This window comes from Halogeometricum sp. CBA1124 (assembly GCF_009741955.1).
GTDB classification, from domain to species: domain Archaea; phylum Halobacteriota; class Halobacteria; order Halobacteriales; family Haloferacaceae; genus Halogeometricum; species Halogeometricum rufum.
This window is the reverse complement of sequence record NZ_WPCD01000181.1, coordinates 1-7,352: the sequence shown is the minus strand read 5'-3', so window position 1 is coordinate 7,352 and position 7,352 is coordinate 1. Positions and strand designations below refer to the sequence as shown.

8 protein-coding genes and 1 pseudogene are annotated in these 7,352 nt (G+C 68.9%); 4 read left to right on the top strand and 5 right to left on the bottom strand.

Annotated features, from left to right (window positions below; all coding sequences use genetic code 11):
- A partial coding sequence (locus GJ632_RS17135; RefSeq protein WP_191453585.1) for a PGF-CTERM sorting domain-containing protein occupies positions 1-355 on the top strand: 355 nt, incomplete at its 5' end.
- A 124-nt stretch (positions 356-479) separates the two neighbouring features.
- Here GJ632_RS17135 and fer read toward each other — a convergent pair.
- A pseudogene (fer, locus tag GJ632_RS26055) lies at positions 480-1,174 on the bottom strand (ferredoxin Fer).
- A 444-nt stretch (positions 1,175-1,618) separates the two neighbouring features.
- Between fer and GJ632_RS17125 the strand changes: the two are divergent.
- Both GJ632_RS17125 and GJ632_RS17120 read left to right on the top strand, forming a co-directional pair.
- Positions 1,619-2,239 (top strand): hypothetical protein, encoded by a 621-nt coding sequence (locus GJ632_RS17125; protein ID WP_231751637.1) that lies wholly within the window; start codon positions 1,619-1,621, stop codon positions 2,237-2,239.
- 138 nt (positions 2,240-2,377) lie between these two features.
- The gene (locus GJ632_RS17120; RefSeq protein ID WP_343161231.1) at positions 2,378-3,046 is read left to right on the top strand and encodes a hypothetical protein; all 669 of its coding nucleotides are present in this window, start codon (positions 2,378-2,380) and stop codon (positions 3,044-3,046) included.
- Positions 3,047-3,070: 24 nt separating this feature from the next.
- On the opposite strand, the gene GJ632_RS17115 is transcribed toward GJ632_RS17120, so the two are convergent.
- From GJ632_RS17115 to GJ632_RS17105, 3 genes are all read right to left on the bottom strand, one after another.
- A complete protein-coding gene (locus GJ632_RS17115) occupies positions 3,071-3,697 on the bottom strand; it encodes an L-threonylcarbamoyladenylate synthase (RefSeq protein ID WP_191453584.1) in 627 nt (208 codons plus the stop codon).
- 93 nt (positions 3,698-3,790) lie between these two features.
- Positions 3,791-4,300 carry a redoxin domain-containing protein gene (locus GJ632_RS17110; protein ID WP_191453583.1) on the bottom strand — a complete coding sequence of 170 codons (510 nt, stop codon included), beginning with the start codon at positions 4,298-4,300 and terminating at the stop codon, positions 3,791-3,793.
- On the bottom strand, positions 4,300-4,581 hold the full coding sequence (locus tag GJ632_RS17105) for a glutathione S-transferase N-terminal domain-containing protein (RefSeq protein ID WP_089804110.1): 282 nt from the start codon (positions 4,579-4,581) through the stop codon (positions 4,300-4,302). Before GJ632_RS17105 ends, GJ632_RS17110 begins: the two co-directional genes overlap by 1 nt.
- A gap of 248 nt (positions 4,582-4,829) precedes the next feature.
- Between GJ632_RS17105 and GJ632_RS17100 the strand changes: the two genes are divergently transcribed.
- Positions 4,830-6,173 carry a hemolysin family protein gene (locus GJ632_RS17100; protein WP_245778456.1) on the top strand — a complete coding sequence of 448 codons (1,344 nt, stop codon included), beginning with the start codon at positions 4,830-4,832 and terminating at the stop codon, positions 6,171-6,173.
- Between the two features lie 56 nt (positions 6,174-6,229).
- On the opposite strand, the gene GJ632_RS17095 is transcribed toward GJ632_RS17100, so the two are convergent.
- The coding region (locus GJ632_RS17095; RefSeq protein WP_191453582.1) for an inorganic phosphate transporter at positions 6,230-7,352 on the bottom strand (1,123 nt) is incomplete at its 5' end.

Below are 7,352 nucleotides of genomic sequence, written 5' to 3'. Positions count from 1 at the left end.
GCGACCGTCTACGTCACGGAGAACCAGACCGTTCTCCAGTACATTCGACTTCAGCGAGCAGGAAGTCGGCGACACGTTCGAGCTGACAGTCCGTGGCGGCGCTGCTGACTCCGAGACGTTCGACGGGAACGTCGTGGAGAGCGTCGAGACGGAGACGAACATGACGGAGACGGAGATGACGGAGACGGAGATGACTGAGACGGAGATGACGGACACCGAAACCGAGCGCCCGGTACGGACACCGAACGCGCCCGGTACCGACACGGGCACCGAAACCGGCACGCCCGGCTTCGGTGTCGTCGTCGCCGTGACGGCACTCCTCGCCGCCGCGCTCCTCGCCGTCCGCCGCGACTAACGTCTGAACCACCGGCTCACGCCGGCCCTTCGAACTTCACCTTTCTTTCGACGCCACGACCCGAGAGCGGCGGCGCTGCCGCTTCCCGACGAGTCGAAAAGAATGACTGCGGCGTCGACCGGTCTCAGTCGTTCATGTGCGCCTGCTCGAACGGGTACGGCGGCAGGCGGAGTTCGTCGAGTCCGGGCAGGTGCTTGACGTTGAAGATGACCTTGATGTCGTCCGAGACGGGACCGCCCATGCAGGACAGGCGGATGTCCTGGTCGAGCATCGTCGAGGGGAGGATGTGGTCACCGGGCGTGTCCATCTCGCCCTCGACGACGGCGACGGCGCAGTTGGCGCACGCCCCGCCGCGACAGGCGTATGGCCACGCGAAGCCGCGGTTCTCGGCGGCTTCGAGGAGCGTCTCGTTCGGGTGCGCGAGGAACACGCCGAAGTCCTCGTGTGCGAGGTCGGCCTCGGCGGCCTTCTCGAACAGGTCTTCGTCGCCGAGGTCCCAGCCGTGGTCGTCCAGCACTTCGTAGTTCAGATACTCGACCCGCGACCCCTCCTCCTCGTCCTCTTCGTCCGCCTCGGGTTCGAGTCGGCGTCCTCGGCGACGCGCGTCGACTCCGGCGCGTTCGCTGCGACTTCGCCGTTGGTGGACTCGGGCGAGTAGCCCGCTTTTATCTGCTCGTACGCCGTCCGAACGCGGTTGAACTCGGCGGCCGACCCGCCCTGGTCGGGGTGGACTTCGATGACCCGGCGCCTGTAGGCGCGGTCCACCTCCGCGTCGTCCGCGTCCGGTTCGACCCCGAGAATCTCGAACGGAGAATCCACGGCGAGCGCTAGGGAGTCGGAACGTAAATCTGCTCCCCTCTCGGTAACTCGTTCGAGGGACGATACGCCCGAACGACCCGATTCGTCTGACGAACGTCTGACGCGCGTGCGCCGCTGCGGTCACGTGGTTCTCAGAATCGGGAATTACTGGATTAACTATAACTATTTGGGTTGTAGATACGCCAACAGTAGCCGAGGCTCACACGTGTCACGAGAACCACCCTCCGGGGACGACTCCGGACTCGAAACCGTCGGCGACCAGAGCGGGGAGCGGTCCGAACAGCAGCAAGCCGAGGAGTCTGCGACCGGAACCGGCGCGTCCGAGGAACCCGTCGGCATCGTCGCCGAGACGAGGAGTCCGTCGAACCGACGGAGTTCGTCGACCGAGTCGTCGAGACGGCGCTCACGGACCCGATTACCGCGGGCGACGCCATCGGGGACCTGTTGGCCATCAGCCGCGAGTGCGACGAGGACGCGCGCACGGCGGCCGAGGAGGCGCTCGACCTCCTCGGACTGCTGCGACCCGTCGAGTTCGAGGTGTGGGTGGACGACGTGGTGGCGTTCGCGTCCGCCGACCGGGACCGTCTTGCGTTCGTCGGCCTCCGAGCGCTCGCCCAGTTGTCTGCGGTGCGCCCCGGCGTGGCGAAGGCGGGGCTCGACGCCGCGATGCGTCGACTGGAGACGCCGCACGCCCCGACGCGCCGGGCGGCACTCGCCGTCGTCGGCGAAGTCGGCGAGGCGTTCCCCGACGCCGTCGCACAGGCCGACAGACAGGTGATGGCCGCGATGCGAGACGACGACCCATCGGTCAGACTCGCCGGTACGATGACCGCCGGGAAACTGCTCGGGGCCGAACCGCAGCAGTTCCCCCGGACGGTGACGACGCTCCCGGACGCCTCGAAGACGACGACGAGGAGGTGTGGGAGTACGCGCACGTCGCCCTCGTCCACTTCGTCCGCGAACACCCCTCGCAGGTGCCCGAGAAGCGTCACGTCGTCGAACGGCTGGCGAACGTCTCCGACGAGGAACTGGGCGTCCGCGAGGGGTCGACCAAGGACGCGATGACGAAACTGCTCGCCTACGAACCCGGCTTCGACCTGTAGGCCGAACCGACGAGCCTCGACCGACGACCGGCCCACGGGCCACCCGACCGGTGACCGACCGCCGCGAACGTTCAAGTGCGAAGCGGCGGCCAGCGCCCCCGTGTCACGACCCTCGACTCCCTTCTCGCATCTCGGGCGGGCGGCGTACTGTCCGCGTCAACTCCACTACGCGAAGCGACGCGACGACCACGAACCGCCGCCGGAGGTCGAAGCGGTCCGCGAACTGGCGTTCCGCTACGACGAGTTGCGGACGGCCGCCGACGAGGAACTCGCCGGCCTCCCCCTCGCCGTCGGGCCGACGACGTACCGCGCGAACCTCGAACGCCTCACCGCGCGGGACGACTGGGCGGAGTTGGCGGACCCCTCGCGACGCGACGTGTTCCTGCGCGGCCGCGACTGCCACGGGACCGCGCACAAGATTCTGGCCGGGGACCCGCCGACGCCGACGGTGGTCTCGCCGGGGTCGCCGCCGGACCGCGGCGTGTGGGAACCGCAGCGCGTCCGGGCCGTCGCCGTCGCCAAGGCGGTGGCGTGGGAGCGAGAACGCGAGATTCCGCGCGCGCTGGTCGAGTACCCCGCCCACGGCGTCGTCCGGACGGTCCGGCTGACGACCCGGAACGCGGGCGCCTACCGGCGGACGCTGTGGACCGTCCGGCAGATGGACGGCGTCCCGCCGCGCGTGCGCGACTCCGCGAAGTGCGCCGCCTGCGAGTACCGCGAGTCCTGCGGGACGAAGACGCGGTCGCTGAAGACGCTGCTGGGACTGTGACGCGGACGCGACGCGGGCGCGCGATCAGTCTTCGACAGTCGGTGCCGCGCCGACGCGGTCCGTCAACCACGACTCGATGGCGTCGGCCATCGCGCCGCGGCGGTGAATCACGTTCCGTTCCGGGTCCACGACCGTACTCTCGACGCCGCCCGGCGCCTCGCCGGCGTCGAGGACGGCGCCGACGGCCGCCCGGAGCGTCGCGTCCAGGTGATCCGGGTGCGTCACGCTCGGGGCACCGCTCCGGTTCGCACTCGTCGCGGTCACCGGCCGGTCGGCGCGGCGGTAGAAGTCGAGCGTCACCTCGTAGTCGGGGACGCGGAGGCCGACGCGGTCACGGCCCGCGGTGAGGACGTCCGGGAGGTCGGGGCCGCGTTCGACGACGACGGTGACGGGGCCGGGGAGGAACCGCGCCGCGAACCGTGCTTCGAGGTCGGTGAGTCGGACGTACTCCCGCGCGGTGGTCACGTCGGGCACGCCGACGGAGAGCGGTTTCTCGCGGGGGCGACCCTTCAGTTCGAACACGCGTTCGACCGCGTCGGCGTCCGTCGCGTCGGCGCCGAGACCGTAGACCGTCTCGGTCGGATAGACGACTGTCTCGCCCGCGCGGATGGCCGCGGCGGCGGCGTCGATGGCTTCGTCGAGGTCCGGCATCGCTCGTCGGAGGATGGTGGTGCGAGCCTAAGAGGGTGCCGAAGCGCCGACTCCGCGCGCCTGTCGACGGCCGGTGCGAGGGCGCGCGGGCGACTACGCGTGTTCGGCGACGGCGTCCGCGACGTCGTCGTAGTCGGGGAACTCGGGCCACTCCTGTGCGACCCACGCGTACTGCACCGTCCGGTCGCCGTCGACGAGGAAGACGGCCGGCCGGTGTTCGGTGACGCCGGTCATCCCGTCGAGGGGGTTCTCGATGTCGTACGCCTCGGCGACGCCCGCACCGGGGTCCGAGTAGAGGCGCGCGTCCACGTCGCGTTCCGCGAGGAGCGTCTTGTGCTCGTACGGCGAGGAGATGGAGACGCCGACGACCTGAATCTGCTCTGGCAGGCCGTGGTCGCGGACCGCGTTCCAGAGGTACGTCGCGGGGAACGCACCGTCCATCGGGTGGAACAGGAGCAGCACCGGCCCCTCGTCGGTGAGGTCCGAGAGCGCCACGTCCTCCCAGTACTCCTCGTCGACGAGGGGGCGCGTGAAGTCCGGCGCGGTGTCGCCCACCGCGGGGTGGTCCGACGCCGGCAGGTCGACGACTTCGAAGTCGACCATCAGGCCGCACCTCCCTCGTCGACGCCCTCGCCGTAGGTGCGCTGCAGGTAGTCCACGATGTTGGCCGACTCGGACATCGTGACGCCCGTCTCGTCGTCGACGATGGCCGGGACGGTGCGCTTGCCCGAGATGCGCTTGACGACGTCGCGGTCCGAGTGCATCGGTTCGACGAACCGCGACTCGTAGGGGAGGTCCAGTTCCTGCAGGACGCGAACGACGCGCTCGCAGTAGGGGCACGCCTGGAGTCGATACAGCGTAATCGCCGGATTGTCGCCCGCCATGCGCTCCGGTACGTCCGTGCCGTCCCTAAGCGCTTCGCCCCCGGAATCGCCCGCCGCCAGCGGCCGAAACGCGAAAAAACCACGAGTCAGTTCGGACCCGGTAGGGTAACTCTTAATTCCGGGGCCGGACAATTGGACGTATTTACATGGGTTTGTCGTCGCTCGTACCATCTATCGCTGCTCAGAATCGCCCTCCCGGGACCGCCGATGGAGCAGTGACCACTCAGACAGTCGACGCCGCGCGTGACGTGACCACGTTCGTGACCGGGGCGCTCCAGGCGCTTCCCATCAACGACACCAACATCACCCTCGCCGGCGTCGTCGCCATCGCCGTCCTCATCGGACTGTCGGCGTTCTTCTCTTCGTCGGAGATAGCGATGTTCTCGCTGGCGAAACATCGCGTCGACTCGATGGTCGAACGCGGCGTGCCCGGCGCGGAGGTGGTGAGCGAGCTCAAATCCGACCCCCACCGACTGCTCGTCACCATCCTCGTCGGCAACAACATCGTCAACATCGCGATGTCCTCCATCGCCACGGCGCTGGTCGGTATCTACTACGACCCCGGGCTGGCGGTGCTCATCTCGACGTTCGGCATCACCACCCTCGTCCTCCTGTTCGGCGAGAGCGCGCCGAAGTCGTACGCCGTCGAGAACACGGAGTCGTGGGCGCTCCGCATCGGTCGCCCGCTGAAGTACTCCGAGTATCTGCTGCTCCCGTTAGTCGTCTTCTTCGACTACCTGACGCGCGTCATCAACAAGGTGACCGGCGGCCGGTCGGCCATCGAGACGTCGTACATCACGCGCGACGAGATTCAGGACCTCATCGAGACGGGCGAACGCGAGGGCGTCATCGAGGAAGAGGAACGGGAGATGCTCGACCGCATCTTCCGGTTCAACAAGACAATCGCCAAGGAGGTGATGACGCCGCGTCTGGACGTGACCGCCGTCCCCAAGGACGCCCCCGTGGACGAGGCCATCGAGACGTGCGTCCAGTCGGACCACGAACGCGTCCCGGTGTACGAGGGCAACCTCGACAACATCATCGGCATCGTCAACCTCCGGGACCTGGTCCGCGCGAAGTACTACGGCGAGGGCGACAGCAAACTGGCCGACATCGTCCAGCCGACGCTGCACGTCCCCGAGTCGAAGAACGTGGACGAACTGCTGGCGGAGATACAGGACAACCGCCTCCAGATGGTCATCGTCATCGACGAGTTCGGGACCACCGAGGGCCTCATCACGCTCGAAGACATGGTCGAGGAGATCGTCGGCGACATCCTCGAAGACGACGAGGAGGAGGCGTTCGAGTTCGTCAACGACCGCGAGACGCTCGTCCGCGGCGAGGTCAACATCGACGAGGTGAACGAGGTGCTGGAACTCGACCTGCCCGAGGGCGAGGAGTTCGAGACGCTGGCCGGGTTCATCTTCAACCGCGCCGGCCGCCTCGTCGAAGAGGGCGAAGAGATAGCGTACGAGGGCGTCACCATCCGCATCGAGCAGGTGGACAACACGCGCATCATGAAGGCGCGCATCACCGTCGACGAGACGTACGAGGCGGAGACGGAGACCGAAGCCGAGATAGAGCCCGAGTAGACGCGGCGTGTCCTTCCGCCCGGTCCCCGCCCTCCGCGGGTGGGACGCGAACGGCCTCAGACGCCGAGCACGAACGACACGGCACGGAAGCCGCCGTAGGAGACGACGAACGCGAGTGCGAGCGACCCGGCCCACGCGAGGACCGTCTTCACCATCTTCTCTCGACTGACGCCCGCACCGCCCGCGGCGTATCCGCTGCCGACGATGGCGCTGACGATTATCTCGTTGAACGAGACGGGGATGCCGAGCGCCACGGCCGTCTGCGCGATGGCGAACGAGGGAATCATCGCCGCGATGGACCGCCGCGGCCCGAGCGACGAGTAGTCCTGCGCGAGCGCCTTTATCATCCGCGGCGCGCCCGTCCACGACCCGACGAGCAGACCGAGGCCGCCGCCGGCGAGGAGAGCGGGTAGCGGGATGGTCACGGCGTCCAACAGCGGGACCAGCGGCCCGATGGCGAGGCCGACCTGACTCCCGCCCGCCGAGAACGCGACGAGGCCGCCGAGGACGAGGAGGAACCGGCGCTGTCCCCGCGCCTCGTCCGCGGTACATCGACTGCCCGACGGCCCCGACGGCGAGGAGGCGAGCGCCGCGGTGGCGAGCACGCGACCGAGGCCGGGGCCGACCAGTTCGGCCGACGGGAGCGACCGGACGACGAACTCGGCGATGGACCCGGCGGCGGCGTCGGCGGTGCCGAGGACGGCGAAGTCGACGTTGGCGACGATGACGCCGACGACGCCGCCGAGGAGGGGGACGGCGACGCGTTCGGGCACCCGGTCGCTGCGGAGGAGGCGCGCCGTCGCGTACGCCGTGCCGCCGCCGACGAACGGCGTGAGCACCCACAGCGACACGATCTGTTGGTACTTCGCCCACGCGGGCAGGCCGCCGTTGGCGAGTCCGACGCCGACGACGGCCCCGGTGACGGTGAACGCGGTGGCGATGGGGTAGCCCGCGAAGACGCCGAGGGCGACGAGGCCGGCGGCGACGATGAGGGCGACGGTGGCTGCCGTCGCCGTCAACACGTTGCCGACGACGAGTTCGTTGCCGACGGCCTGCGTGACGTTCGCCCCCTGCAGGAACGCGCCGGCGAAGCCGAGGAGGCCGACGACGAACCCCGCACGCATGACGGAGATGGCGTTGGCACCGACCGCGGGCGCGAACGGCGTCGACCCGACGAAC